The organism is Rhizobium sp. BT03 (assembly GCF_030053155.1).
Lineage (GTDB): Bacteria > Pseudomonadota > Alphaproteobacteria > Rhizobiales > Rhizobiaceae > Rhizobium.
In genome coordinates this window covers 3728600-3754014 of sequence record NZ_CP125640.1, presented here as the reverse complement: position 1 = coordinate 3754014, position 25415 = coordinate 3728600, and the positions used below count along the sequence as shown (strand labels likewise).

Here is a 25415-nt window from a genome sequence, read left to right as displayed (position 1 = left end):
ATCTCCAACAAATCAAGCGCTAAGATCTAAGGGCAATTCCAGCTATTGTATGACCGCGACGCTCGGACTCGTCGACTGGGTCGTGTCGGAGGAGGATTGGCCTCCCCCATTTGTGCTGACAATCGTAATAGTGCTCGAAGACGAGTCGTCGCCGGCATTCGAAACTTTCAGCGTACCCGCAGTCGTCGCGGCGCCGTCAAAAGGCGTGCCATCGTCAGCGCCGGGGCCAGTTTGGCCAACCTGCCCGTCATTGCCGATGCCAGATGCGGCAGCGGCGGAGCTTGCACCTGGACCGAGCGCCGCGGTCCCGCCTTCGGCAAGGACCTTTGCAAAGGCGGCGAGTAGCGGGGCAAGATTGGGATCGGCGCTCGCAGCCTCGGCGACCGCCTTTTCGATCGCCAGCTTGGATAGCGGGTCCGTCACCTGACAGCTGTTTGCAGCCCGACCAAGACCCGAGCCGATGGCCGCCATCTGTGCGGCATTGGCTGTCTTGGCCTGCTCGATTACCGGTAATAGAGCCTCGCCGCTACTGCCGACCAGCGCACGAACGAGTGACGATAGAACCAGCGGATCAGACATGTCGAGCAGAATGGCCGGATTAGCCGTAAACGCGTTGACATCGACGGTAGTGAGATTTGCGAGGCGCACGCAAGCGGCCGCCAAGGCGCTTGAATTCATGCCGGCAAACATCGCAACGGCAAGTCCACTATATGCAAGCTTACGATAAACACCAAACCTTGCCATATCGGTGGTTCCTTCATCAAATCCGCTATGGAAAATACCACGCGGCGTTGGTCATCTGCGAGCAACGCCGCCTATATTTCAATCAATTTCCGAGATCCTGGACCGCGTTGCGAGTATCGTTCGCATCGTCGGTCACGCCTGCCACAGTGGACGATACCGAGTTTACGATGTCAAGGAACTTGACCAGTTCAACCGAGTCCGAATTGGAAATATAGATAATATCCTTGTCTTCCATCTTGAATTGCTGAACCGCAAACAAGGTCGCCGGATCGCGCAGATTCGCGCGGACGATCACTGGAACCGTCTCACCCGCAAATCGCGTCGTGTCGACGTTCATCGACTGAACCGTTTTCTTCGGGACCAGGCGATAGAGCAGGACCTGAGCCGGATCGGCGCGGTCGTCGCGCAAACCGCCCGCCTTGGCGATCGCCTCTCCGAGGGTCAGGTTGGATTCTTCGAAATCGAAGCGGCCGCTGACACCCGCGGCGCCGAGCGCAAGATAGGTGCGGCGCTCATGATCGATCGAGACCGTGTCATTCGGCGCAACGTAGATATTTTCCGCCGGGTTCTTCAACAGCGTATTGTAGGCGACGGTTGCCGTCTTGCCGCGACGCTGCAGCGTCACATTCGTTTCGATATTGTTGGTCGTCAAACCGCCCGCAGCGGAAATGACATCGAGAACACGCTCACCGGCCGGGCTGATCGTGACGCGCTGAGGATTGTTGACGTCACCGAGCACGGCCACCTGACTGGAGCGGCTGTTCGTTGTCGTAATAACCACCTGCGGCTCGATCGCGCGGCTCGCCAGCCGATCTTCGACGTCCTGCTCCACGGTCTCCTTCAGGCGACCGGCGGCCGGTACGCGACCGGCATAGGGGATCGTGATCGTTCCGTTTCGATCGATGGTCTGCTCCGGCAGATTGATGTAATTGCCGGGTCGGCTTCCGGCGTCCGAGGGAATGAACAACCCACCGGACTGAGCTTCGAAGATAGCAACCTGGACGACGTCGCCATAACCAAGCGGAATTTCAGGCGCCCCGCCGCGACCACCGCCAAATCCCTTGAAGGACGTCGGCTGGGCAGAAGTAAAATAGGGAAGAACGTTTTTGCTGAGATCAATCAGAGCGTAGTCGATGCCGACGCGACGCTCCTTCGTTGTCACTTTCACTGCCGCATCTCGATCAACATCTTTGTGATCGGGACCGGATCTGGGAAGCGATGTGCAGCTTGCCAATATAGTCGTTAGCGCTACAACAATGGCGACGCGTGTACTACCGATACGAGAACAACCCATAGAATAACCTGTGTTGACGCCCTTGAAGCTACTGCCCCGCAATCTGACAAAATACAAGACAATCCCCGATCAATAACACTGAAAGCCGATTAACATTCCCCTAACTGTGGCAGGCTGGCAACGCCAAGCCCTTGAGGAAGCGAAAACGGCCCAATCCAACTTTTCTGGCGCCGTAAAAAACCCGAGGGCTAGACCCGCTATAAAATTTCTTGCGTTTCAGAGTCAACAGTTCGCACCTGCACAATCGCTATTTTTCAAAAACCTTCATAAACCATCTGTTTAAATTTTAGCGGCTGAGCGGCCGCTCATATGCCACGTCCGCTTCTCCGTTGCCGCGCCCAAGGCTTACCGCCACGACCGCACTGAGGAAGGCGGAATAAAACACGGCAAAACCCGGTATTTGCAGCGAGAAATCGACGGCCGCATGAAGGGCGACCAGAACCGTTGCCGCCAAGCCAAGCAGCACAAAATGCCTGAGACGCCGCCTTTGGGCGAACCCCTGCCGAAACACTCTTGCAAGGACCGCGAAGGCAAGGATTGCCGTGACCGGGAACAATATCCCGAGACCCAGAAATCCTTCGAGATAGAAATTATGCGCCCGGTCGAAGATCCCGAAAATCCCGCAGGCCGGATCGCGGTAGGCAGGAAACACGGTCCGGAAGGTCCCGAGACCGGTCCCGGTCAACCAGTGATCCGAAATGGCACGCCATATGCCCGGCAGGATGCAGAACCGGTCATCATCCTCGAGCCGCCGCTCTTGCGCGCGCAAAATCGCCTGACCGGCAAACGCCGCCAGCAACCCGACGACGAATACGATCGCCGAGAAGAGCTTCAGCATCGGGCGCCATCCCGGCGCCGGTTTCAGATAACGCCGCGAGCCGTTCCAATTCATGACCAGCCAAGGGAAATAAATGAGAGCGCCAATAAAGGTCGCGAATATGCCTGCGCGCGAGCGGGTCAGCATCAGCGCGGTGAAGCATGCGCACAAGAGCAGGATGTAAATCCACGATTTCAACAGAAGCGTGTTTCGGCCCGGCTCGCCGGGCGGATGGTTCGAATGGGAACGGGCGATATCTCTGACGAGGGTCAGCATCAGCAGCGTTCCAAGCCCGAGGAAGGTCGCCGCGGTATTGCGATTGACGAAGACTGCGGTCAGGCTGTCGAGGTAGGCGCGCTTCTCCACGACGATCAGGATGTTGGGAAACAGTGAAAACTGCAGCAGGCCGAACACAGCGATGATGCCCGCCGAAAGCCCGAGGAGGGTCAGCACTTTCCTCGCGCGCTGATCGGTATCGCATAAGAGAAGCCCGGTCAGGAACGTGACGAAGGGCAGCCCCACCGAGAGGATCGACGCCAGCGTGTCGGCCGGTTCGACCGAGATTGCCGCGTAGTCGACACCTGCCAGGTCACGCGCGGCACGCCAGGCCGGGTTTGCCAGCCAGTTGGAAGGCAGTTCGATGGTCTGGATGAACGTCCAGCCCGTCACCACGATGAGCATCAACAGAGCGATACTGAAAACCCCTCTGCTTTGCCTCGGCTCTCCGAACAGCAGTGCCGAAATGGCGCCGAGGGTAAACATTCCGATCGCTGCAAAGGCGAAGGGAAAGGGCGTGACGCTCCCGAACGGAAGAAGCGTCAGTATAACGAGGCCGGTAAAGGCAAAGAGAAGAGCCTCGCGCAAGGCCTGCCTGTTGATGAGGTTGGATAACATTCGATCTCTTCGCCAGCGAGCGGCAATGGCAGAATTACAACCCGAGCGGTTAATATGCACGCACTAACATAAGTTGCATATCAATGGCTTGCGTGTTAAAGTGCAACAGAATTTCACATCGTTTAAAATTGTCGCGAAAGACTTAAGCCAATCGAGACAAGCCCCGGCTATGCTCCGTCAAGCAGCAGGAACGGGACAGACGTTCTGCGGCCAATACTTGGCAGATCACTAAATCGCCATGCCATTGACCGAGAAAAAAGGCAAGCCTGATCTCAATCGGTTGCCCTGAACGGGGATTTAACAGATGAAGAAAACATTCGTTACACTTCTGGCGCTGGCCTTTACAGCAGGGAATGCCTGCTCGGCATTTGCCGCCGGTCCCGCAGGTTTTGCCCGCGGCCTGAACGGCAGTTCGGCGGTCAGCTATATCTCTGAAAAAGACAAGATCATTCCGCCCTTCGCGCAGGTATTGTTCTGCGCCCAGAACCCGGCCGAATGCCGTGACAACAACGGTCTCTCGGTCGTTGCGCTCACCGATGAGCAAATGCTGCAGCTGAAAAACGTGAACAACACCGTCAATCGCACGATGATCGGCCGGAACGATTCCCGCAACGAATTGAACGGCGATGTCTGGAAGGTGAATGTTCGCAGCGGCGACTGCGAAGATTTCGCCTTGACCAAGCGCAGCCGGCTGATCGCGATGGGCTGGTCGTCGCGCGCTTTACGAATCGCAACGGCATATACACCTTCCGGTGAAGGACATGCCGTCCTGGTGGTCAGGACTGATAAGGGCGACCTCGTGCTCGACAACAGGAAAAGCAGCATCAAGAACTGGCGGGACACCGATCTGCGCTGGGACAAGATTCAATCGGGGACAGACCCCTATGTCTGGTACCGGCTGTAGAAGTTCGGGCTGCGGAAGAACCGTCTGGAAATGAAAGTCGAGCCGCCTCTGACGAGCGGCTCGACTTGTCACATTGCCCACACAAACCTATGTTTCTTGCTGTCGAAGGGGTGCCGGCAACGAATTGTCGTGCCCCTCGTTCGATTTTCGATGTGGGTATCAAGCGATCTTCGATATTGTCTTTTCGCCCAGATTCAGTATGACCAACGCCATGCTGCGACGCAGCATGACGTTCTACTCCAATGATTTGAGGGAAATATGCGCATCACGATGATTGGATCAGGCTATGTCGGCCTCGTTTCAGGCGTTTGCTTCGCGGATTTCGGCCACGACGTCATCTGCGTCGACAAGGATCTGAGTAAGATCGAAGCCCTTCGCGAAGGCCGTATTCCGATCTACGAGCCGGGTCTGGAGCAACTGGTCGCCGAAAATACCAGCACCGGCCGGCTGTCGTTTTCGACCGATGTCGGCGAAAGCGTCCGTAGCGCCGACGTCGTGTTCATCGCGGTCGGCACGCCATCCCGGCGCGGCGATGGCCACGCAGACCTCTCCTATGTCTATGCGGCGGCGCGCGAGATTGCCACCTATGTGGAAGGCTTCACCGTGATCGTCACCAAGTCGACGGTACCGGTCGGCACCGGCGACGAAGTCGAGCGCATCATGCGCGAAACCAATCCTGCTGCGGATGTCGCCGTCGTTTCCAATCCGGAATTCCTGCGCGAAGGTGCGGCGATCGAAGATTTCAAGCGTCCCGACCGTATCGTCGTCGGGTTGAATGACGACCGGGCGCGCGAAGCCATGACCGAGGTCTACCGCCCGCTTTACCTCAACCAGGCACCCCTGGTCTTCACCACCCGCCGCACCTCGGAACTGATCAAATATGCTGCCAATGCATTCCTCGCGATGAAGATCACCTTCATCAACGAGATCGCCGATCTCTGCGAGCGGGTCGACGCAAACGTCCAGGACGTTTCGCGCGGCATCGGTCTCGATGGCCGTATCGGCGCCAAGTTCCTGCATGCCGGTCCGGGTTACGGCGGCTCGTGCTTCCCCAAGGATACGCTTGCCCTTGCCAAGACGGCGCAGGATTACGACGCGCCGGTCCGGCTTATCGAGACGACGATCTCGATCAACGACAACCGCAAGCGGGCGATGGGACGCAAAGTCATCTCGGCCGTCGGTGGCGACATTCGCGGCAAGAAGATCGCGATTCTCGGCCTGACCTTCAAGCCGAACACCGACGACATGCGCGACAGCCCGGCGATTGCCGTCATCCAGACCCTGCAGGACGCCGGCGCCCTGGTGGTCGGCTACGATCCCGAAGGCATGGAGAATGCCCGCAAGGTGATCGAGAATATCGAATATGCGAGCGGCCCCTATGAAGCGGCCGCCGGTGCGGATGCGCTTGTCATCGTCACCGAATGGAATCAGTTCCGCGCGCTCGATTTCAATCGCCTGAAGCAGTCGATGCGCGCCCCGGTCCTGGTCGACCTGCGCAATATTTACCGCAGCGACGAGGTCCGCAAACACGGCTTTGCCTATACCGGCATCGGCACCAATCTCTATCATGAATCGACAAACGCCTGATAGGTTCCGGTGAGCCGGTAATCGTCCTGACGCCGCGGAGCAAAATTCCGCGGCGTTTTGTTTTTGGCGCACCGCGCCGAAAAGCCTGAACGGTTTCGGGCGGCATTACGCCTTCAGATTTAATTGAGGAGCCCGACGCGCGTTCCTTTTATCGTTAGCACGGTCAGCCGGCCCGTCGCCGAAACCGCGGTATCGATGCCGATCCGTTGCGGGCCGAATGTCGGGGTCCGCGCCGGGGTATGTCCGTGGATCACGAGGACGGGAAGCTGCGGCCCTTCATCCAGGAAGGGTTGGCGGATCCACATCAGGTCGCTGTCCTTCTGCTTCTTGAGGTCGATGCCCGGTTTGATGCCGGCATGGACAAAGACCACCCTACCCATCCGCAGCATGATCGGCAGCGATTCCAGGAATTGGATATGCCGCTCGGGGATCATGTTGCGAATGACGCGGGCAATCATTTCACTTCCAGCCGCAGACTGCAGCAGATGCTCGATATCGATACCGTATGAGTGCAGCGTCTCCGTCCCGGCAAAGCCGAGCCATTCAAGAATGTGCGCCGGTTTGCGGTAGAGCTTCACCAATTCCGCGTCGTGATTGCCGCAGAGGGCGAAACGCTGAAATCCCGGCGGCGGGCTCTTGCTCAGGAACTCCAGCACCGCGCTCGAATCGGGCCCGCGGTCGACATAGTCGCCGAGCATGACGATAAGTTTCGGCCCCGGAATGCGCGCGGCATCCTCCTCGATGCGGCGATGCGCCTCGACAAGCTCATTGTAACATCCGTGAACATCGCTCATTGCATAGACCGCAGCAAATTCGCCTTCGGCAAACGTCAGCCGAGCGCGTCCTTTGCGGTTACCGGCCAGTATCGGTATCTGTTGTCGCCACGACCCGAGATAGTTAAACATGTAACCCATTTATGAGATCCGACAGCACGCGAGGTTGTCGGAAAAGCTCCATTTCCTGCCCATCCCTGCATGGGCATGAGCCGCAGTGTTCAAAAAGAAGTTGGCCTGATCACGGCCTTATCGAAATTGTAACCGGCCCCCGGCGTGAAGAGCCTGTACAGGCGTCGCTGTGAACCGACAGCCCGTTTCCGGCGTCGTCGATAGCTGCCGGAACGGTCTCCTCCCACGGGACGTTGCAGCTCGGCATCGAATCACCTGATCCTCATCGCGTGCAAGGAGTTTTCAATGCAACGTACCCGCGACGGCCAAATTACGATTGCTAGAAACGGCAATTTGTATTCGGTCATTTCGGAAGCGCATCACGGATAATATTGCGCTGTATTTTGGTAGATGAGGGTTAATTCAGCGTTAAGCCGTATTATTCGTTCGATCAGCGGCTGTGTCAGCCGCCAGTTCTGCGGGCTGGAGAATTTGCGGCCATCGAATTTCCACAGGCGACACATCCGAAAAAGCTGTAAATATCAACTATAGAGAGAGCCAAGAGAAAAAAATAAACGCTTAAGATTATCATGCTTGACGCTACTGCGGCGGCGCATGATGATGGCGCATTGCGAGCGTGAATGACATTCTTCACCGGAAATCTCAGATCCAAAACTGCGGGGTGCAAAGTGGAAACTGCGGTTGATTCGAAACTTATCGAGGCGATCACCTACGACGAAGACAGCCGCTATCTACGGGTCTATCTGACAAACGGTCAGCGGCGAGAATATGAGGGCGTCCCCAAGGGCGTCGTTGTCGGCTTGACGATGGCGGAATCCCCGGGGAATTTTTACATGACGGCAATCAGAGGCAAATATCCTCCCCGCCCCTGATGATCTGCTATTTCAGCCAAAATGCGGGACCGGCATTCACCGGCCCGCAAATCGGCACCATCGACCGACGTCACGTTCCATCAATAGCCACTGAAGAAATCGCGAACTGCATTGATCTCGAGCGGCGCAATCTCATGGCCGCCGGGATGCCAGACCGTCCTGACATCAGCGCCGCGATCTTTCAGATGCTCCGCCAGCGCCTCGGTCACCGGGACGGGAGCGATGGGGTCCCGCTGCCCGGCCGTCACCAGCACCTTTCTCCCCGCCAGAGTGGCCTGGGCTTCAGGCTGAAACGGAATGAGCGGGTGCATCAAAACAGCGGCATCGAAGATCCCCTTCTCGATCAGCACATTGGCAAGAATGTTTGCGCCATTTGAAAAACCCAGGCCGAGAACCTGGGAAGCCTCGTGCTCGTCAGCCAATGCCTTGACATAGGCGGCCATCTTCTCCGTCGCCCGTGAAAGATCGGTCATGTCGTAGACCCCCTCCCCGGTGCGCCGGAAGAACCGCGCCGCGCCACGTTCGGAAACGTCGCCGCGCGGCGAGAGGACCGTCGCTTCGGGCAGCAGGCGCCGGCCGAAATCGAAGAACTGGTTCTCGTCGCCGCCGGTCCCGTGCAGCACCAGCAGGATGGGTTTATCGGGTGCACCGGCATGCAGCCGGTGCACATATCCAGCTTCGGTCATATCGCCTCTCCTTACGCTTCAAGCGGCTGCAGGTGCTGCTCGAGCAGTGCGCGAAGATGAGCGTGCTGCTGCGGCAGCTTCAGGGCTTCACCGAGATGGGCCGTGTCCTCGTCGCGGTTGAAGCCCGGCTCATTGGTCGCGACCTCGAACAGCACGCCGCCCGGCGTGCGGAAATAGATCGCCCAGAAATAATCGCGGTCGATCACCGGCGTCACCTGATAGCCGGTGTCCATCAGCGCCTTGCGCACTTCGAGCTGCTTCTCGCGGTTTTCGACTGCAAAGGCGACGTGATGGACGGAGCCGGCGCCGGGAAGCGCGCGGGCAATGTTCGGCATGGTCTCGAGATCGATGAGATGCGCGCCGTTGCCGTCAGGCTTGATCAGCCGCTTGACGCCGTCCCGTTCTTCGGCGACCTCGTAGCCCATGAACTTCAGGAGTTCGGCGGTAGCGCCTTCATCCCGCAGGCGCATGGCGACGGAATGGAAGCCGCGAATGGCGTGGTCCTCGCGGATGCCACCATGCGTCCAGGCCTGGCGGGCATCGTCCTTGACCTCGACGAGCGCAAAGCCGTCACCGTCGGGGCCGGAAAAATTCAGGCGCTTCTCGCCGAAACTTTCCTCGGCCTTCAACCCGCCGATATTCAACGCGCTGAAACGATCGCTCCAGAAGCCGAGCGAGCCTTGCGGAACCGAGAACACCGTCGTGCCGACCTCCCCGGTGCCGGGACGGCCCTGCGCCATCTTCGGGAACGGGAAATAGGTCATGACCGTGCCGGGCGCACCGGTCTCGTCACCATAATAGAGGTGATAGACATCGGGCGCGTCGAAGTTCACCGTCTTCTTGACGCGGCGCAGGCCAAGCGCATTGGTGAAGAACTGATTGTTGGTTCGGGCGTCCTCCGCCATCGACGTGACGTGGTGCAGACCCTTGATCTGATCGAGCATGTGAGACCCCTTTCTTGCCCGCAATTCGCAGGCTTTCGATGGGGCTAAGATGCGCGCTGAAACTCCATGGGAACAGACCCCCAGACCAAAACGCATTGTCTTCTTTTAGTGAACGAACACCAGCTGGCGTTCACACCTTGACGTCTTCGGGATCGGCCGGCAATTGCCAGTCGATCGGCGCGCGCCCGCGCGACTGCAGGAAATCATTCGCCTTGGAAAAATGCCCGCAGCCGAAAAATCCGTTATGGGCCGAAAGCGGCGAGGGATGCGGCGCCTTGAGCACGAGATGCCGTGTCGCATCGACAAAGGCCGCCTTGCGCTGGGCATAGGAGCCCCAGAGCATGAAGACGACGGATTCGCACTCGTCGTTGACGTTGCGGATGACCGCGTCGGTGAAGCGCTCCCACCCCTTGCCCTGATGCGCAGCCGCCTGCCCTTCCTCGACGGTCAGCACGCTATTCAGCAGCAGCACGCCCTGTCTTGCCCAATGTTCGAGAAAACCGTGACGCGCCGGCGCTATGCCGAGATCCGTCTGCATCTCCTTGTAGATATTGACGAGGGAGGGCGGGATCCGCACGCCCGGCCGTACGCTGAAGCACAGCCCGTGGGCCTGTCCCAGCCCGTGATAGGGGTCCTGACCGAGAATGACGACCTTGACGCTGGAGATCGGCGTCAGGTCGAGGGCACGGAAATATTCGCTGCCCCGGGGGAAAATCCGCTTGCCGATCTGCTTCTGCGCAACCAGAAAGGATTTAAGCTGCTGCATATAGGGGCTTGAGAACTCCGCCGCCAAGGCGGCCTTCCAGCTCTCCTCGAGACTGATTGATGTATCGTTCATCGAGCAAACCCTTCGCATATGACGAAACAACGGACACATGGTTCTAACAAAATCGATCCACGCTGCAATGCCTGCCGGCTCGGCAATGGGTCTACGCCTTTGAGATAGGCGAGAGAGGATTGCGAGAGGCTTCCGAGGCACAGTCGTCCGTGTTTAACTATATGACGGCTTCGGTATTTACGCCGGCAGGCGGCCTGAGTAGAACCTTGATGATAAACCGGGGACATGTCTTCAGATGAAATTCGGCACGAGCGGCCTTCGCGGACTTTCAGTGGATCTCAGGGGACGCGCCTCTGCGCTTTATGCGACGGCGTTCGGCAAATATCTGCTGCGGACCGGCAAGGCACAGCTCGGCGATGCCATTCTGATCGGCCGCGATTTTCGCGATTCGAGCCCCGATATCTCGGGAAATTGCGCCGGCGCGCTCGCTGCGCTCGGCTTCCGGGTATTGGACTGCGGCAATGTCCCGACGCCCGCCCTTGCCCTTTATGGCCTGGAGAGCAACGCGGCATGCCTGATGGTGACGGGCTCGCATATTCCGGCAGACCGCAACGGCATCAAGTTCTATCGCCCGGATGGCGAGATCGACAAATCGGACGAGGCTGAGATCACCGCATTGGCGGCCGAGATCGAGCGAACGGGCGAGCCTGTTGCAGAGGCTCCGGCCCAGACCGAAGATCATGAGGCGATCTGCCGTCAGCTCTTTTTCCAACGCAATGCCGCTCTGCTGCCGCAGGGCGCGCTATCCGGCCTCAAGATCGGCGTCTACCAGCACAGCACCGTCGCCCGCGACCTGCTGGTTGACGTTCTCGCCCATTATGGCGCCGAGATCACCGCTCTCGGCCGTTCGGAGAGTTTCATTCCCGTCGACACCGAAGCCGTTTCCGACGAGACGGTCGCGCTGATGAAGCGCTGGGTGTCCGAGCACAAATTCGATGCGATCGTCTCGACCGATGGCGACGGCGACCGCCCGCTGGTCGCGGACGAAACCGGCACGCCGCTGCGCGGCGACCTTCTTGGCCTGGTCGCAGCCAATTTTCTCGGCGCCGGCACGGTGGTGACACCGGTTACCTCCAATTCCGGCATCGAGGCCGCAGGCTCTTTCGCCGTCAAGCGCACCCGCGTCGGCTCGCCCTTCGTCATCGCAGCCATGGAAGAGGCGGTGGCGGCCGGCAAGGATCACGTCATGGGCTTTGAGGCCAATGGCGGGCTGCTGACGGCAACCCCTTTCGATATCAACGGCGGATCCGTGCGCGCCTTGCCGACGCGCGATTGTTTTCTCCCGATGCTTGCGATCCTGTCGCTGGCCGCCATTCGCAGGCAGCCGCTTTCGGCCGTTGCCACCTCCTATCATCTGCCCTTTGCCGCCGCCGATCGCCTGGAAAATTTTCCGGTGGAGACGAGTGCCGGGCTGATGGAGCATCTGCGCGCCTCCGATGAAAATCTTGCCGCTTTCCTGCAGCCGGTCGGCGAAGTGGCGGCGAAATCCGACATCGACGGACTTCGCGTAACGCTGAAAGACGGCAGAATCATTCATTTCCGCCCCTCCGGCAATGCGCCGGAGATGCGTTGCTACGTCGAAGCCGGAAGCGAAACCGCGGCCCTCGATCTGCTGAAGACAGGGCTCACCCGAATAACAAACTGGGCCGATGCCCGCTAACCATGCCACGAACAAGCTTTTTTCAAGGAACCCGCCTATGACGCAGAAAATCGTTCCCGTGATCATGGCCGGCGGCAAAGGCACGCGGCTCTGGCCGCTTTCCCGCGCCACCGCCCCGAAACAGTTCATCCAGTTCGTCGGCAACAAGACGCTGTTTCAGGAGACGCTCGAACGCGTTTCCAACCCGGAGCTCTATGAAGCCCCGATCGTCGTCACCAATGAGGAATTTCGCTTCCTGGTCGCCGAGCAGGCCCGCGCGCTGGCCGTCCCGCTCGCCGCCGTACTGCTCGAGCCGGTCGCCCGCAACACCGCCGCTGCAGTGGCCGCCGCCGCCACGCTTGCTTCCGAGCTTTTCGGCAAGGACACCATCATCCAGATGCTTGCCTCGGATCACGAGATCCTCGCCGACACGAGCTATTTCGATTGCATCCGCATCGCCCGGAATGCCGCAGCTGACGGCAAGCTCGTCACTTTCGGCATCAGCCCCACCGAGCCGGCAACCGGTTACGGCTATATCGAAATCGGCGATGCGCTCGAAAGCGGCGCCCATAAGGTCAGCCGTTTTGTGGAAAAGCCGGCATTGGAAAAGGCCGAGAAAATGCTCGCCGACGGCGGCTTCTACTGGAACTCCGGCATCTTCATGTTCCCGGTGGCGGAGCTCATAGCCGAACTGCAGGAATATGCGCCGGATGTGCTGAAGGCGGCGAGCAAGGCCGTTTCCAAGGCAAGCCGGGACCTCGACTTTACCCGCCTCGACGCCGACCATTTCGCCAAGAGCCCCGATATCTCCATCGACTACGCGATCATGGAAAAGACCTCCAAGGCCGCCGTCGTCCCCTCGCCGTTCAGATGGTCTGATATGGGAAGCTGGGACTCTGTCTGGAAATCAGGCGCCCGCGACGACAACGGCAATGTCGCCGCCGCAAACACGACCGTCGTCAATACCCGCAACTCGCTGGTCATGACCCATGGCGTGCATCTTGCCGTTCAGGGCATGGAGGATGTCGCCGTCATCGCCAGCGAAGACGCCGTCTATGTCGGGCCGCTCAAGGACAGCCAGAATGTCGGGCAATTGGTCAAGATGCTGGCCTCTTCTTCGGCGACGGCGAAATTCACCGAAACCCATCCGACATCCTACCGTCCCTGGGGTGGTTACACCTCGATCTTCAACGGCGACCGTTTCCAGGTGAAGCGCATCTTCGTGACCCCCGGCAAGAAGCTTTCGCTGCAGAAACACCACCATCGCTCCGAACACTGGGTCGTCGTCAAGGGAACGGCCGAGGTGACGGTCGGTGAGACCGTGCGGATGCTGCGCGAGAACGAAAGCGTCTATATTCCGCTCGGCGAAGTCCATCGCCTCGCCAATCCCGGCAAGATCGTCCTCGAACTGATCGAGGTGCAGACGGGCTCCTATCTCGGCGAGGACGACATCATCCGCATCGTCGATGAGTTCGGAAGAACGTAACGTCGCGGCCGGACTGGGGCCGGCCGGCCCCGAACAAAGGGCCGCCTTTTCCGGCGCGACTGCCATCGCTGTTGAACTTGCTGTCGGAATTCTCGTAGAATGGATGCACCGAAAGACATGACCGGAGATCCCTTGATGCGTATCTTGCCCGCCCTCGCCGGATTTCTTGCAATCCTGGCACCGGGAATGGCATTTGCCGAAACCGGAAAGATGCGAACCGCAAGCGAGGCTGAAATCCGCGAGCATCTGCCGGGCACCTCGGAGCTGAAAGAAAGCAGCAACGGTTACGAATATCGCCAGGGCAACAGGAATGGCTACAAAATAACCAATGGCCAGGTCTGCGTCCGGTTTCCCAACAAGTCGACCGACTGCGTCAGCGTGAAGACCGACGGCGAGAAATTTCAGATGATCGACAAGAAAGGCGGCAGGACGAAATTTTGACTTTGCCCGGCAGCTTATTTTGCCGGTGCAGTTTCAGCGTTCCTGTCGAGAACGAATTCGGCGATCAGACCGGAATGGTTCGAGCCAAGATTGTCGTCGAGACGTCTCAGCGATGTCAGATGAAGCGGCGCGCGCGCAAATATATGGTCGATGGCGATCCCCAACGAGCCGGCAGCAATCGGCCATGTCGCCGGTTCGGGCGCGATCGTCTTCAGTCCCTGCTGACGCAGGAAAGCCTGGATGCTCGGGGCGATCGACGAAGAGTTGAAATCACCTGACAGCACCAGAGGACCGTCGATCGAACCAAGCGCCTTGGCGAGATCTTCCAATTCAGCCATCTGAAAATCGTCGAAGTACGGCTTGGTCAGATGCGCCGAAACCAGATTGATGGTTTCGCCGCCGAAGTCGACGCTCGATATAACCAGCCTGTTTTTTCGCAGACTGCCCATGCTTGCGACCTGCCGGCTGACGAACGGGCGTTTGGACAGCACCAGCGTATCGCAGGTATCCTTCCCGGTGTCGCAGCCGATATGATAGGGATAGGCCTTGAACAATTGCTGCAGATGGAAGGTCAGCGGCTTGGCTTCGAGCAAATTGACGACATCGGCATTCGACGCGATCACCATGTCGGTGATCGCCGTCGAGTTTTTCCAGTTGTCGATCGCGATGTTGAACGACATCAGACGAAAAAGCGGCGGCCTGTCCGGGCCTCTGTCGTCCCCGGAAAACTCGCGCAGCATGACGACGCCGTGAGCGACGAGAAGAAGCGAGACAAACAGAAGAACGAAGCCGTAAATCTGTCGCCTGACAGCCAGAATGATCAGGCTGGCGGCAACAAAGAGGACGCCGAAGTGAACCTGAAAGCTGTAGAGAAAGGATAGCAGCCAGAAGTTCGTGACATAGCGCAAGGACACGGTCGCGATGGCAACGGTCAGAAACGCGCAGAGAATCCAATAAATTATCTCTCTCATCGATCCTGACCTGCTTGCAGACGACCCGCCGGCCATAACATGCAGGCCGAGATGTTGCAATGCAGCATAAAGGCCGATGGCCGCAGCTGGCCTTCCGACGATGTCGACGGACTGCCGTCGTCCGGCCGGGCAAGGGGCGAATATGCCGACGACCGCAGCGATGGCGACGGCGGCCTTCTCTTTCAAAGATCTATCGACTCGGCCTCTTCTTATCTTGTAAGGGGGGTCACGCGATACGGAATCGGCTTTTGCCGTCGGCAGCGAGCCGAAAGAAGGTGGGAATGCGCTACTTCATTACCGGAACTGCCGGCTTTATCGGTTTTCATCTGGCCAGGCGCCTGCTGCAGGAAGGGCACGAGGTCACCGGCTTCGACGGCCTCACTCCCTATTACAACGTCAAGCTCAAGGAGATGCGCCATGCAGCACTCTCCCAATTCCCGGCCTTCAAACCGGTCATCGCTATGCTTGAGGATCGCGAAGCGCTGGAGACAGCGGTTGTCGCGGCCAAGCCGGACATTCTGATCCACCTCGCCGCCCAGGCCGGCGTGCGCTACAGCCTGGAAAATCCCGAGGCCTATCTTCGATCGAACGTCGAAGGCTCGTGGAACATCATGGAAATCGCGCGGCGCGTCGAAATCCGTCACCTGATGCTGGCCTCGACGTCATCGATCTACGGCGCCAATGCGACCGTTCCCTTTCGCGAGACCGATCGCGCCGACGAGCCGCTGACCATCTATGCCGCGACGAAAAAATCGATGGAGCTGATGGCGCATAGTTATGCTCATCTGCACAAGATACCGACCACGGCCTTTCGCTTCTTCACCGTTTACGGCCCGTGGGGCCGCCCCGACATGGCCCTGTTCAAATTCACCAAGAACATGCTCGAAGACCAGCCGATCGAGATCTACGGCGAAGGCAATATGAGCCGTGACTTCACCTATATCGACGATCTCGTTGAGGGGATCGTCAGGCTGTCGGCTATCGCCCCTGGCGAGGATAACCGTCTGGGCAACGCGGCCATCGAAACGCTTTCGCGCCAGGCGCCCTTTCGGGTCGTCAATATTGGCGGCGGCCAGCCGGTCAGCCTGATGGATTTCGTCGAAACGGTGGAAAAGGCGCTCGGCCGTCCTGCCATCCGCAAGATGCTGGCGATGCAGAAGGGCGACGTGCCGCGCACCTTCGCGGCTCCCGATCTGCTCGTGGCGCTGACCGGTTACAAGCCGGATACGACTCTGGATGTCGGCGTCAAAGCCTTCGTCGACTGGTATCTCGACGTCCGCGGCGAGCTCGGCGCCTAGCTTACCTCGATTACCGACCCAAATTGCTTCCTGTGACGCGGAATATCAGCGCAGAAACGCCACCGCTTCAACCGCGTCGACCGCCTTCGAAAACACATAGTCGACGACAACGGTCAGCTTCTGCGAATAGGCCTTGAGCTGATAACCCTCGCCCTCGATCTGAGCCGGGCTGCGCAGGACGAAAGGAACGCCGGGGCGCACGAAACCGGCGCGTGTCGTCAACGGAATCTCGGGCGAATGGCCGATGGCGGAGGTATACATCAGGTCGCGGCCAAGGCTGGCGGGACCGATGGCGAGCGCCGGCCCGGCAGCGCCGGTGATGGTCAGAGTGAGAGCGGTGGCGGCAAGAATTTTGTGCATGTCGAAGTCCCCGTTTGCGGATCGGCGGGCTTTGCGTCGCCCGTCTCCAAACGATCGACGCGTCTGTCCACGCTTCGGTCGCTTTCATGAGACCACTCTACACATCAGTATTTGCAGGGCTTTTAAGCCGATCGGTCAAATTTTAGGGAATTCGGCTTTCTCTCCCGATCGTCGCGGGACACACGGGAAAAATCCTCCCCGGCTCCGAGCTCGCCAAGGCGAGATCGGCTGATGACCGCAATCTAAAGAACGCGATCCAGCTTCTTGTTGATATGCAGGTTCGGCATCAATCCCGCACTTTGCGCGGCATGATAGGATTCGCGCGCCGCATCGAACGAGATCGACCACATGATGGCGCTCAAGAGCAGCGCGATAATATAAATTTGGATACGCATCTCATCGGCAATACGGAAAGAGCAAGGCCGTTTTGTGTCGAAAAATGAGCGCCAAAATAGAAAAAATCGGCGGATTTTTTGGCCGGCGCGATGCGAGCCTGAGTGAAAAGCCCCACAGATCGGGCTACCCTTCGGCAAAATATATCAATCGATTGACTTATTTTGTGATCGGCGTTATAAACCTGTGATGAACCAGGAACACGACACGCAAACCCCGCCGGCATCCGCCCGCGCCGAGGCCGCGCGACAGAAGATGTTGGCCGCCGCTCTCGACGTCTTCGGCCGCTACGGCTTTGACGGCGCCTCGACACGCCAGCTGACCGAAGCCGCCGGCGTCAACCTGCAGGCGATCCCCTATTATTTCGGCAGCAAGGAAGGCCTCTACATCGCCACCGCCGAATATCTGATGGCCCGCATCGATACGCATGTCGGCGACATGAGGGCGCGTATCGGCACGCATCTGATGGCGCTCGACGCTGCCGGCGAAACGCTCGGCGAAAGCGAAGCCCGCCTCTTCCTCACGGAAATTCTCCAGACCATGGTGACGCTTTTCGTCGGCAAGGAATCCGAATCCTGGGCGCGCTTCCTGATCCGCGAGCAGATGGAGCCGACCGAAGCCTTCACAAGGGTTTATCAGGGCATCATGCGGCCGATGATCGAGATGGGCCGGCGGCTGATCGGCGCCATCCTGCGGGAAGATCCCGCCTCTGAGCATGTACGCCTGCGCACCTTCAACCTTATCGGCAGCATCCTCGTCTTTCGCGTCACCCACGCGGCCGTCCTTGCCCAGATGGAATGGGAGGCCGTCGGCCCGGAACAGGTGGAAATCTTGCGCGGCCTTGCCGCCGAACTGGTGGATGTGCTCGGACCGTCGAAGGGAGGCGCGGCATGAAACGCCTCGTCCCCGTTGCCCTGCTTCTCCTCGCTGCGGCAGGCGCCGTCTGGTGGTACGGCCTGCCTGAAAAGCTCGGCTGGCTGCCCGACGCCCGCCGCGAATTCGTCCTTTACGGCAATGTCGATATCCGTCAGGTCTCGCTCGGCTTCCGCGTCAGCGGCCGCCTCTCCGAACTCGGCGCCGACGAAGGCGATGTGGTCAAGAGCGGAACGGTGCTGGCCAGGCTCGACGCCGCACCCTATGAATTTGCCGTCCGCTCGGGCGAAGCCAACGCGGCTGCCCTTCGCGCCACGCTCGACAAGCTGAAGGCCGGCCCCCGTCCGACCGAAATCGCCCAGGCGCGCGCCGCTTATGACGAAAGCCTCGCCGATCTCGAAAATGCCAACCTCGCCTATGACCGCGCCCGCCAGCTGCGCCCGCAAGGCACGATTTCCGAAGCGACGCTCGACCAGGCGACCGCCGCAAAGGCGATGGCCGCCGCCCGCTCGCAATCCGCCAACGAGGCGCTGAAGCTGCTGCAGGAAGGTTCCCGCGTCGAGGATATCGCCGCCGCCGATGCGCAGCTGAAGGCGGCCGAGGCGACGCTCGCCTCGGCCCGCACCTCGCTCGCCGACACGGAGCTGCGCGCCCCGAACGACGGTATCATCCTCTCGCGGGTGCGGGAGAACGGCGCGATCGTCTCGCCGGCCGATACCGTCTTCGTGCTCTCCCTGACCGAACCCGTCTGGGTGCGCAGCTATGTTGCCGAACCCGATCTCGGCCGCATCCATCCCGGCATGAAGGTGTCCGTCACCTCCGATACGGCACCCGACAAACCCTATGACGGCACGATCGGCTTCATCTCGCCGGTCGCCGAATTCACCCCGAAATCGGTGGAGACGCCGGAGCTGAGGACCGATCTCGTCTATCGCCTGAGGATCGTCATCGACAAACCAGGCCCGGATCTGCGCCAGGGCATGCCGGTCACCGTGCGTCTTCCGACGCCCGCGGCAGACGGACGATGACCGCCGCCCCTCAGAAAGATTGGGACGACAAGCCGCTCGTCCGGATCGACGGCGTCACCAAACGCTTCGGCGAGGCGCCGCCGGCCCTCGACGCCGTCTCCGGCGTCATCGGCGGCGGCGCGATCACCGGGCTCGTCGGCCCCGATGGCGCCGGCAAGACGACGCTGATCCGGCTGATGACCGGCCTGATGCTGCCGGATGCGGGAACGGTAGAGGTTCTCGGCTTCGACACCAGGAAGAACGCCGCCGGCATCCAGGCGGCGATCGGCTACATGCCGCAGCGCTTCGGCCTCTACGAGGACCTCTCGGTGCAGGAAAACCTCGATCTCTACGCCGATCTGCGCGGCCTGCCGAAAGGCGAGCGCGCCAGCGCCTTCGACGAACTGCTGACCTTCACCGACCTCAAACGTTTCACCGGCCGGCTCGGCGGCAAACTCTCCGGCGGCATGAAACAGAAGCTCGGTCTTGCCTGCGCACTTCTCAAAAAACCACGCCTGCTGCTGCTCGACGAGCCCGGCGTCGGCGTCGATCCGATCTCGCGCCGCGACCTCTGGAAAATGGTCGAGAACCTGACGAGGGAAGGCATCGGCGTGCTCTGGTCGACCGCCTATCTCGACGAGGCGGAAGCCTGCGACCACGTGCTGCTCTTGAACCAGGGAAAGCTGCTCTTCTCGGGAAAACCCGCCGAGATGACCGAGCGCGTCAACGACCGTGTCTTCAGACTATCCGGCGCCAGCGGCCGCCGCCGGCAGGTGCTTGCCGAGCTCCTGCAGGCAGACGGCGTCATCGACGGCGTGATCCAGGGCGAGGCGATCCGCCTGGTGGCGGCCAAGGACAAAAAACTCGATATCGGCAAGGCCGGCGACGGGGCGACGCTCGCCCCTGCCCCGCCCCGCTTCGAGGATGCCTTTGTCGACATGCTGGGCGGCGGCCCCGGCGGCCGCTCCAGGCTGGCCGAAGCGCAAGAGCCGCTGAAGGCCGAAGGCGACCGGCCGGTGATCGAGGCCAGGGGCCTGACCAAGCGCTTCGGCGATTTCACCGCCGCGGAGGATATCAGCTTCGATATCCGCCGCGGCGAGATCTTCGGCCTGCTCGGCCCGAACGGCGCCGGTAAATCCACCACCTTCAAGATGCTCTGCGGCCTGCTGAAGCCGACCGGCGGCGAGGGCCGTGTTGCCGGTTTCGATCTTCGCCGCGATGCCGCCGAAGCCCGCAACCAGCTCGGCTATATGGCGCAGAAATTCTCGCTTTATGGCGATCTCACCGTCATGCAGAACCTCGAATTCTTCGCCGGCGTCTACGGCCTTCGCGGGCAGCGCAAGCGCGAGCGCATCGCGCTGATGGCCGGCATTTTCGATTTCGGCCGCCACGCCCGCGAACCCGCCAAGGACCTGCCGCTAGGCCTGAAGCAGCGTCTGGCGCTCGCCTGCGCCGTCATGCACGAGCCGCGCGGCCTCTTCCTGGACGAACCGACCTCGGGTGTCGATCCGATCACAAGGCGCGAATTCTGGACGCATATCAACGGGCTGGTCGAAAAAGGCGTCACCGTGCTCGTCACCACCCATTTCATGGACGAGGCGGAATATTGCGACCGCATCTCGCTGATCTATCGCGGCCGCTCGATCGCGCTTGGCTCGCCCGATGAGTTGAAGGCCCGCGTCGCGACCAACGAGCAGCCGGACCCGACGATGGAGGACGCCTTCATCGCGCTGGTGCAGCAATCGGAAGCGGAGGACGCCGCATGAGCGCCTCTTCCGGCCGGCTGCGGCGGCTTTTTGCCCTCGTGCGCAAGGAAAGCTTTCAGGCGATCCGCGATCCGAGCAGCATCCTGATTGCTTTCGTGCTGCCGCTGATCCTGCTCTTTCTCTTCGGTTACGGCGTCTCGCTCGATACCACCCGCACCCGCATCGGCCTAGTGACCGAGGAACTGACACCGCTGACGCAGGATCTGTCGGCCAGCTTCCAGGCCTCGCGCTATTTCGATGTCGCGATCGGCCGCGACCGGCGCCTGTTCGAGGAAGATCTCGTACTCGGCAATGTGCGCGGCATCGTCATCATCCCGGCCGATTTCACCACGCGCTACACCGCAAACAACCATCCCGCCATTCAGGTGATCGTCGACGGTTCCGACCCGAACACCGCCAATTTCGTCCAGAATTATGCCCAGGGCGCCGTCGCCAACTGGGAGCAGCAGCGCCAGGCCGACGTGGCCTCCCACACTCCCGCCATCGCGGTCGAGCAGCGCTTCTGGTTTAATCCGGAGCTGACCAGCCGCAATTTTCTCGTGCCCGGTTCGATCGCCATCGTCATGACGCTGGTCGGCACGCTGCTGACCTCGCTCGTCGTCGCCCGCGAATGGGAGCGCGGCACCATGGAGGCGATGATGGCAACGCCGGTGACCGCGGTCGAACTGCTCGCCGGCAAGATCCTGCCCTATTTCCTGCTCGGCCTCACCTCGATGACGCTCTGCGTGCTGCTGGCCGTCTTTCTCTTCGGCGTGCCGTTCCGCGGATCGGTCGCCGCCCTTTACGCGCTTTCGGCCGCCTTCCTGATCCCGGCGCTCGGCCAGGGCCTGCTGATCTCGACGGCAACGAAGAACCAGTTCCTCGCCTCGCAGCTGGCGCTGATCTCCGCCTTCCTGCCGGCCTTCCTGCTGTCGGGCTTCCTGTTCGAGATCAACTCCATGCCTCAGGTGATCCAGTGGATCACCTTCATCGTGCCGGCGCGTTACCTGATCCCCAGCCTGCAAACGGTCTTCCTCGCCGGCGACATCTGGCCGATGTTCGGAAAGGCAATCTCCGTGATGCTGACGATCGGCGCCGTCATGTTCGTGCTTGCGGCGCGCAGCACCCGAAAGAGGATCGGCTGAGATGGGATGGACAAGGCTTTACGCCCTCATCGTCAAGGAACTGCTCGCCGTGCTGCGCGACCCCAAGGGCCGCGCCATCCTGATCGGCCCGCCGATTGTCCAGCTTCTCGTCTTCTCCTATGCCGCGACATTGGAAGTCCGCAATGTCGACGTCATGATCCTTAACCGCGACAGCGGCCACTGGGGCCAGGAACTGATCGAGCGCATCGACGGTTCGCCGACCTTTCGCAACATCGAATTCGCCACAGATCAGGGCGAAGTCCGGGTCGCGATCGACAACCAGACCGTGATCGCGGCGATCGAGATCGGTCCGGATTTTTCGCGCAACATCGAGGCGGGAACACCTGTTGATCTCCAGGTGGTGCTCGACGGCCGCCGCTCCAACGCCTCGCAGATCGTCGCCGGCTACCTCTCCCAGATCGGCGGAGCCCTTGCCGCCGAAACACCGGCAGGCAAACGCGCCGGCGCCGGCACCGTCTCATCGGTGTCGCGCAACTGGTTCAACCCGAACCTCACCTACCAATGGTTCATGGTGCCGAACCTGATCGCCAGCATTGCGCTCCTGATCGGCCTGATCGTCACGGCTCTGTCGATCGCCCGCGAGCGCGAGCTCGGCACCTTCGACCAGCTGATGGTCTCGCCGCTGCGCCTGCACGAAATCCTGATCGGCAAGCTGATCCCGCCGATGATGATCGGCCTCTTCCACATCACAGTCTATATCCTCGCCGCCGTCTTCCTGTTCGAGGTGCCGCTGCGCGGCTCGCTCTTCCTGCTTTACGGCAGCGCGATCTTCTATCTCGGCTCGGTCGCCGGGCTCGGCCTCTTCATTTCGGCGCTGTCGATGACGCAGCAGCAGGCGATCCTCGGCGCCTTCCTGTTCATGGTCCCGGCCATGCTGCTTTCGGGCTTCGCGACGCCGATCGAGAACATGCCGGGCTGGCTCCAGCCGATAACCTTCATCAACCCGCTGCGTTATTTCCTGGTGATCGTCAAAGGCGTTTTCCTCAAGGATATCCCCCTGAGCGAGGTGGTCCACCAGACGATCCCGCTGGCATTGATCGCCGCCGTCACACTCAGCGCCGCCGCCTGGCTCTTCCGCCGGCGACTGGAATAATCCAACCGCGGTGGACGGCTTCGGCCGCCTCACAGAATGTGAACCGGCCTTCCAAAGCGTGACTCTCTCCTGCCGGAACCTCGGATTGGCGTGGTCGTTACCCAAACGCAACCCCAGCAAAGGAGAAGCAAAATGTACAAGATTCTACTTGTCTCCAGCGCCCTTGCGCTGTCGTCACTTGCAACCAATGCCCTCGCTGATGGCGCCGTGACCGGCGCAGCCGGCGGCGCGATCACCGGCGCGATCGTCGGTGGCCCGGTGGGTGCCGCCATTGGCGGCGTGGCCGGCGGTGTCGCCGGCGCCGTTGTCGATCCGCCGCCGCGCGAGGTCGTCACCTACGTCCAGCAGCAGCCGGCCCCGACCGCCTCGGTGGTCGTCCAGGAGCCGATCGTCGTCGGCAAGCCGCTTCCGGCCGATGTTGTCGTCACACCGGTGCCTGACAATCCGAAATACGCCTATACGGTCATCAACAATCAACATGTGATCGTCGAACCCCGTACTCACCGCGTGGTGCAGGTCATCGAGTAAGTCCAAGAACATTCAGATCGCCGGTGCCGCCTGCTGCGGCTCGGCAACCTCCGGCCCCGCTTCGGCGGGGTCTTTTTTCGTGTGTTTGCGCCATCTGCCGATCAGCGCAACGAGCCGTCGCGGCAAAGTAAAGCCTTGCGGCAGTGCCTCTATCGGGATGCGGTCGCCGTAAAGCCTGCCCTGTTTAAGGGACAGAATATGCATGCTGGAAAGCATGGGCCGATCCTCCATCGGTTGATGGACCAGCCTGGCCGAAACGGCGGGTTTGGGTCTTTAAAGACCGGATTAAAAGCTGCTAAAACTTCCAAATGCGTGTCAGCGCGCCCGCATTCCGGCGCGTGCCAGCCCTTCCAACACCGGCGAAAAGCGCTGAGGATTCTTGGCCGGCTGACCGGCCTGAATTTTCTCGAGCGTCACACCGGGTGCGATCGCCTCCAGCGCTTGCAGATATTGCTGGGCGTCGACCATATTGCCGAGATGCGCATGTGCGGCGATCAGCATCCAGTAGGTCGGGTCGAAATGCGCATTGAGCGCCAGCGAGCGCGCCGCAAAGGAGACCGCCGTCTCGTAGTTGCCGCGGAAGATTTCGGCCATCGCGATGCCGGTCAGCGAAAAACGCGCATCCGGATCGCGCGGCCCCAGCCTGATGGCGCGGTGCAGACGCTCGAGTGCGTCATCGACATCACCGCAGTGCAGAGCCGCGATGCCCGAACAGGCAGCCACGCGAAGATCATTGGGATTGGCAGCGGCGGCGGCCTCCAGCACGGCCATGCCGCCGTCATAATCCTTGCCCGTCTGCAGCAGCGCCATGCCGCAATGGACCATCACTCGGGGATCGCCGGCCGAATGCTGGAGGCCGCGGCGTGCAAGCCTGAGGCATTCCGCCTTGTCGTCCTCTCCGAGCGGCGGCCAGCCCATGGTGGTGCGATGTTCGAGCGTCCAGGCGGCAAGGGACAGGATCAACGCATTTTCCGGCTCCATGGCAAGGGCCTCACGCAACAGCGCGTAGGCGACGGCATTGCTTTCGATCGACTCGTCGGTGATCGCCGCAAGCGCCCGCAGATAGAGATCATAGACCGCCGGACTGTTCGGCCGATCGCGCCGCGATCTCCGGATTTCGGCGATTTCGATTGCCGGTTCGACAATCGAAGCGACGTGTTCGGTAATATGGTCCTGGAAGGTGAAGATGCCGCTGATGCCATCTTCGAATTGATCGGCCCAGAGATTGGCCGCTGTCACGCCATCAACCAATTGTACGTTGATACGCACCTGCGCGCCTTCCCGCCGGACGCTGCCTTCGAGCACGTAGCGGACCCCCAGTTCCCTCGCCACCTCGCGCACATCGACGCTGCGCCCCTTGTAGACGAAGGCGGAATAGCGCGAGACGACCGAAAAGGAGCGGAAGCGCGCAAGGGCCGTGATGATCTCCGTCACCACGCCATCGGCAAAATAGTCCTGGTCGGCATCACCGCCGAGATTGGCGAAGGGAAGAACCACGAGGGATGGCGGCTGTGGCGCCATTGGCGCCATCCCGGCACCGTCCTGGCGCGGCAGGCGATAACCGACCCTCGGAACGGTGACGATCCAGTCCGTGCCGTCGGGCCTCGCACCGAGGAGCTTCCGGAGCGTGGCAATCTGAACCGTGAGATTGCCTTCCTCGACGGCAAGCCCCGGCCAGGCCCGCTCCATCAGTTCAGCCTTGGTAACGACACGGCCTTCGGCCTCCAGCAGCAGACCGAGCAGCGCGACTGGCCGTGGCCCTATCGTGACGGACTTACCCTCCCGCCACAGGCTGCCTGTCACGAGATCGCAAAGGAACGGACCAAAGGAGAGCGATGAACTGCCCATGTGGAAGCATAACGCGAAAATATCGCAAACTGAAAGCGGCTCAACGCACCGACGAATTTATGATCGTAAGGCTCGATCCGCG

At 60.6% G+C, this 25415-nt stretch carries 25 protein-coding genes; 13 read left to right on the top strand and 12 right to left on the bottom strand.

Annotation, left to right across the window (positions count from 1 at the left end; all coding sequences use genetic code 11):
• Positions 1 to 42: 42 nt before the first annotated feature.
• The 3 genes from QMO80_RS18255 to QMO80_RS18245 all read right to left on the bottom strand — a co-directional run bounded on the left by QMO80_RS18255 (position 43) and on the right by QMO80_RS18245 (position 3749).
• Positions 43 to 744, bottom strand: coding sequence for a sugar transporter (locus QMO80_RS18255; RefSeq protein ID WP_097626378.1), 702 nt, complete (start codon positions 742 to 744; stop codon positions 43 to 45).
• Between the two features lie 82 nt (positions 745 to 826).
• Positions 827 to 2038: a polysaccharide biosynthesis/export family protein gene (locus QMO80_RS18250; RefSeq protein ID WP_369685943.1), complete on the bottom strand. Its 1212-nt coding sequence runs from the start codon at positions 2036 to 2038 to the stop codon at positions 827 to 829.
• A 286-nt stretch (positions 2039 to 2324) separates the two neighbouring features.
• Positions 2325 to 3749, bottom strand: coding sequence for an O-antigen ligase (locus tag QMO80_RS18245; RefSeq protein ID WP_283197777.1), 1425 nt, complete (start codon positions 3747 to 3749; stop codon positions 2325 to 2327).
• 304 nt (positions 3750 to 4053) lie between these two features.
• Between QMO80_RS18245 and QMO80_RS18240 the strand changes: the two genes are divergently transcribed.
• The gene (locus QMO80_RS18240) at positions 4054 to 4653 is read left to right on the top strand and encodes a transglutaminase-like cysteine peptidase (RefSeq protein WP_283197776.1); all 600 of its coding nucleotides are present in this window, start codon (positions 4054 to 4056) and stop codon (positions 4651 to 4653) included.
• Between the two features lie 258 nt (positions 4654 to 4911).
• Positions 4912 to 6240, top strand: a complete 1329-nt coding sequence (locus QMO80_RS18235) for a UDP-glucose/GDP-mannose dehydrogenase family protein (protein ID WP_283197775.1) — start codon at positions 4912 to 4914, stop codon at positions 6238 to 6240.
• Positions 6241 to 6359: 119 nt separating this feature from the next.
• Here the strand turns inward: QMO80_RS18235 and QMO80_RS18230 are convergent, their stop codons facing one another.
• Positions 6360 to 7154 (bottom strand): metallophosphoesterase, encoded by a 795-nt coding sequence (locus tag QMO80_RS18230; RefSeq protein ID WP_283197774.1) that lies wholly within the window; start codon positions 7152 to 7154, stop codon positions 6360 to 6362.
• A gap of 611 nt (positions 7155 to 7765) precedes the next feature.
• Here QMO80_RS18230 and QMO80_RS18225 point away from each other — a divergent pair.
• Positions 7766 to 8017: a KTSC domain-containing protein gene (locus tag QMO80_RS18225; protein WP_283197773.1), complete on the top strand. Its 252-nt coding sequence runs from the start codon at positions 7766 to 7768 to the stop codon at positions 8015 to 8017.
• 80 nt (positions 8018 to 8097) lie between these two features.
• On the opposite strand, the gene QMO80_RS18220 is transcribed toward QMO80_RS18225, so the two are convergent.
• The 3 genes from QMO80_RS18220 to ung form a co-directional block, all read right to left on the bottom strand.
• Complete coding sequence (locus QMO80_RS18220; protein ID WP_283197772.1) at positions 8098 to 8703, bottom strand: alpha/beta hydrolase; 606 nt, start codon at positions 8701 to 8703, stop codon at positions 8098 to 8100.
• 11 nt (positions 8704 to 8714) lie between these two features.
• Entirely contained in the window at positions 8715 to 9647 is a 933-nt protein-coding gene (locus QMO80_RS18215; protein WP_283197771.1) for a VOC family protein, read from the bottom strand.
• 130 nt (positions 9648 to 9777) lie between these two features.
• On the bottom strand, positions 9778 to 10485 hold the full coding sequence (ung, locus tag QMO80_RS18210; RefSeq protein ID WP_283197770.1) for a uracil-DNA glycosylase: 708 nt from the start codon (positions 10483 to 10485) through the stop codon (positions 9778 to 9780).
• A 235-nt stretch (positions 10486 to 10720) separates the two neighbouring features.
• Here ung and QMO80_RS18205 point away from each other — a divergent pair, with 235 nt between their 5' ends.
• The 3 genes from QMO80_RS18205 (at position 10721) to QMO80_RS18195 (ending at position 14051) form a co-directional block, all read left to right on the top strand.
• Entirely contained in the window at positions 10721 to 12145 is a 1425-nt protein-coding gene (locus QMO80_RS18205; RefSeq protein WP_283197769.1) for a phosphomannomutase, read from the top strand.
• Between the two features lie 37 nt (positions 12146 to 12182).
• Complete coding sequence (locus QMO80_RS18200) at positions 12183 to 13610, top strand: mannose-1-phosphate guanylyltransferase/mannose-6-phosphate isomerase (RefSeq protein ID WP_283197768.1); 1428 nt, start codon at positions 12183 to 12185, stop codon at positions 13608 to 13610.
• Positions 13611 to 13745: 135 nt separating this feature from the next.
• Positions 13746 to 14051 (top strand): hypothetical protein, encoded by a 306-nt coding sequence (locus QMO80_RS18195; RefSeq protein ID WP_283197767.1) that lies wholly within the window; start codon positions 13746 to 13748, stop codon positions 14049 to 14051.
• A 14-nt stretch (positions 14052 to 14065) separates the two neighbouring features.
• Here QMO80_RS18195 and QMO80_RS18190 read toward each other — a convergent pair whose 3' ends face one another.
• On the bottom strand, positions 14066 to 15022 hold the full coding sequence (locus QMO80_RS18190) for an endonuclease/exonuclease/phosphatase family protein (protein WP_283197766.1): 957 nt from the start codon (positions 15020 to 15022) through the stop codon (positions 14066 to 14068).
• Between the two features lie 281 nt (positions 15023 to 15303).
• Between QMO80_RS18190 and QMO80_RS18185 the strand changes: the two genes are divergently transcribed.
• The gene (locus QMO80_RS18185; protein WP_283197765.1) at positions 15304 to 16320 is read left to right on the top strand and encodes an NAD-dependent epimerase; all 1017 of its coding nucleotides are present in this window, start codon (positions 15304 to 15306) and stop codon (positions 16318 to 16320) included.
• Positions 16321 to 16365: 45 nt separating this feature from the next.
• Here QMO80_RS18185 and QMO80_RS18180 read toward each other — a convergent pair whose 3' ends face one another.
• On the bottom strand, positions 16366 to 16680 hold the full coding sequence (locus QMO80_RS18180; RefSeq protein WP_283197764.1) for a hypothetical protein: 315 nt from the start codon (positions 16678 to 16680) through the stop codon (positions 16366 to 16368).
• A 242-nt stretch (positions 16681 to 16922) separates the two neighbouring features.
• Positions 16923 to 17213, bottom strand: coding sequence for a hypothetical protein (locus tag QMO80_RS18175; protein ID WP_283197763.1), 291 nt, complete (start codon positions 17211 to 17213; stop codon positions 16923 to 16925).
• 49 nt (positions 17214 to 17262) lie between these two features.
• Here QMO80_RS18175 and QMO80_RS18170 point away from each other — a divergent pair, with 49 nt between their 5' ends.
• The 6 genes from QMO80_RS18170 to QMO80_RS18145 all read left to right on the top strand — a co-directional run bounded on the left by QMO80_RS18170 (position 17263) and on the right by QMO80_RS18145 (position 23485).
• The gene (locus QMO80_RS18170; RefSeq protein WP_283197762.1) at positions 17263 to 17967 is read left to right on the top strand and encodes a CerR family C-terminal domain-containing protein; all 705 of its coding nucleotides are present in this window, start codon (positions 17263 to 17265) and stop codon (positions 17965 to 17967) included.
• Positions 17964 to 18974: a secretion protein HlyD gene (hlyD, locus tag QMO80_RS18165; RefSeq protein WP_283197761.1), complete on the top strand. Its 1011-nt coding sequence runs from the start codon at positions 17964 to 17966 to the stop codon at positions 18972 to 18974. The genes QMO80_RS18170 and hlyD overlap by 4 nt, the downstream gene beginning before the upstream one ends.
• Positions 18971 to 20719: an ATP-binding cassette domain-containing protein gene (locus QMO80_RS18160; protein ID WP_283197760.1), complete on the top strand. Its 1749-nt coding sequence runs from the start codon at positions 18971 to 18973 to the stop codon at positions 20717 to 20719. Before hlyD ends, QMO80_RS18160 begins: the two co-directional genes overlap by 4 nt.
• A complete protein-coding gene (locus QMO80_RS18155; RefSeq protein ID WP_283197759.1) occupies positions 20716 to 21843 on the top strand; it encodes an ABC transporter permease in 1128 nt (375 codons plus the stop codon). The genes QMO80_RS18160 and QMO80_RS18155 overlap by 4 nt, the downstream gene beginning before the upstream one ends.
• Position 21844: 1 nt before the next feature.
• Complete coding sequence (locus QMO80_RS18150; protein ID WP_283197758.1) at positions 21845 to 22957, top strand: ABC transporter permease; 1113 nt, start codon at positions 21845 to 21847, stop codon at positions 22955 to 22957.
• 132 nt (positions 22958 to 23089) lie between these two features.
• A complete protein-coding gene (locus QMO80_RS18145) occupies positions 23090 to 23485 on the top strand; it encodes a DUF1236 domain-containing protein (RefSeq protein ID WP_003542187.1) in 396 nt (131 codons plus the stop codon).
• Between the two features lie 12 nt (positions 23486 to 23497).
• Here QMO80_RS18145 and QMO80_RS18140 read toward each other — a convergent pair whose 3' ends face one another.
• Both QMO80_RS18140 and QMO80_RS18135 read right to left on the bottom strand, forming a co-directional pair.
• Positions 23498 to 23701, bottom strand: a complete 204-nt coding sequence (locus QMO80_RS18140; RefSeq protein ID WP_283197757.1) for a hypothetical protein — start codon at positions 23699 to 23701, stop codon at positions 23498 to 23500.
• Positions 23702 to 23800: 99 nt separating this feature from the next.
• Positions 23801 to 25333 (bottom strand): winged helix-turn-helix domain-containing tetratricopeptide repeat protein, encoded by a 1533-nt coding sequence (locus tag QMO80_RS18135; RefSeq protein ID WP_283197756.1) that lies wholly within the window; start codon positions 25331 to 25333, stop codon positions 23801 to 23803.
• Positions 25334 to 25415 lie beyond the last annotated feature (82 nt).